Origin of the sequence: Aquipuribacter hungaricus (genome assembly GCF_037860755.1) — a bacterium.
GTDB classification, from domain to species: Bacteria; Actinomycetota; Actinomycetes; order Actinomycetales; family JBBAYJ01; genus Aquipuribacter; species Aquipuribacter hungaricus.
In genome coordinates this window covers 1-1,669 of sequence record NZ_JBBEOI010000403.1, presented here as the reverse complement: position 1 = coordinate 1,669, position 1,669 = coordinate 1, and the positions used below count along the sequence as shown (strand labels likewise).

The 1,669-nt window shown below is 76.7% G+C and carries 2 protein-coding genes; both read right to left on the bottom strand.

What is annotated here, in order from left to right:
• Nucleotides 1-757, bottom strand: a 757-nt coding sequence (locus tag WCS02_RS20160; RefSeq protein WP_340296091.1) for an AAA family ATPase, incomplete at its 3' end; no start/stop codon positions are given.
• 29 nt (nucleotides 758-786) lie between these two features.
• Nucleotides 787-1,669: bifunctional DNA-formamidopyrimidine glycosylase/DNA-(apurinic or apyrimidinic site) lyase (mutM, locus tag WCS02_RS20155; RefSeq protein WP_340296089.1), on the bottom strand; the 883-nt coding region annotated here is incomplete at its 5' end.

The window sequence follows — 1,669 nt, the reverse complement described above, 5'->3', positions numbered from 1 at the left end:
GCTGCGCCGCCGGGCCGGGCCCGTCGTGCCCGCCGAGCCCGGAGCGGACCGCGGCGACGTCGTCGGCGAGCAGGCGCAGCCGGGCGTCGCGGGCGTCGGCGGCGATCCGGCGGGCGCGGCGGGCGGTGTCCGCCTGGCGGCCGAGGGGCTTGAGCTGGCGGGCGATCTCGGCGGTGAGGTCGGCGAGCCGGACGAGGTTGCCGTCCATCGCCGCGAGCTTGCGCAGCGCCTTCTTCTTGCGCTTGCGGTGCTTGAGGACGCCGGCGGCCTCCTCGACGAAGCTGCGCCGCTCCTCGGGGGTGGCCTGCAGGACGGCGTCGACGCGGCCCTGGCCGACGACGACGTGCAGCTCGCGGCCGATGCCCGCGTCCCCGAGCAGCTCCTGCACGTCGAGCAGGCGGCAGGGCCGGCCGTTGATGGCGTACTCGCTGCCGCCCGCGCGGAACATCGTCCGGGTGACGGACACCTCCGCCGTGCCCTCGCCGAGCAGGCCGTCGGAGTTGTCGAAGGTGAGGACCACCTCGGCCCGTCCCAGCGGGGCCCGGGTGGCGGTGCCGGCGAAGATGACGTCGGCCATGCTCCCGCCGCGCAGCGTCCGTGCGCCCTGCTCGCCGAGCACCCAGGCGATGGCGTCGACGACGTTGGACTTGCCCGAGCCGTTCGGCCCGACCACGCACGTGATGCCCGGCTCCAGGCGCAGCGTCGTCGCCGAGGCGAACGACTTGAAGCCGCGCAGGGTGAGCGAGGACAGGTGCACGCGGGGAGGCTAACGGGGCCCGGGCCCGCTCAGACCCGCGCGCGCCGGGGCCGGGGCTGGCAGAGGGGGCAGCGGAACGAGCTGCGGTTGGTCCACGCCTCGCGGACCACGGCCGTGCCGCAACGCCGGCAGGGCCGGCCCTCCTGGCCGTAGGCGTCCAGCGAGCGGTCGTAGTAGCCGGACTCCCCGTTGACGTCCACGTACAGCGCGTCGAACGACGTCCCGCCCGAGGCCATGGACGACGCCATCACCTCGCGGACGTGCCCGAGCAGCTCGCGGGCCGCGGCCCGGGGCAGGGTCTCGGTGGGGCGGGCCCAGTGCAGCCGGCTGCGCCACAGCGCCTCGTCGGCGTAGATGTTGCCGATGCCGGAGGCGAGCGTCTGGTCCAGCAGCGCCCGCTTGAGCCCGGTCTTCCGGGCGCGCAGCCGCTCGACCCACGCGGTCTCGTCGAAGCCGGGGTCGAGCGGGTCGCGGCCGATGTGGGACGCGAGCGCGGGCACGGTGTCGCCGACGACGTCGGGGGCCGGGACCAGCTCGTCGACGTCCAGCCGGCCGAACATCCGCATGTCGACGAAGCGGAGGTCGCGGCCGTCCTCCAGCGCGGCGACCACGCGGGTGTGGGGGTGCACCGGCTCGGCGCGGTCGAGCACCCGGACCTGCCCGGACATGCCGAGGTGGACGACCAGGCAGTCCTCGGCGCGGTCCTCGGCGCCGTCCTCGGCGCGGTCCGGGTGCTCGGCGGGTCCCGCCCCGGCGGGGTCGCGCTCCAGCGGCAGCCAGAGGAACTTGCCGCGCCTGCGCGGTGCCTGCAGCACGGCGCCGCGCAGCAGGTCGGCGAAGGCGGCGGGCCCGCCGGGCTGGTGGCGGACCAGGCGGGGGTGCAGCACGGCGACGTCGGCGACGCGGGCGCCG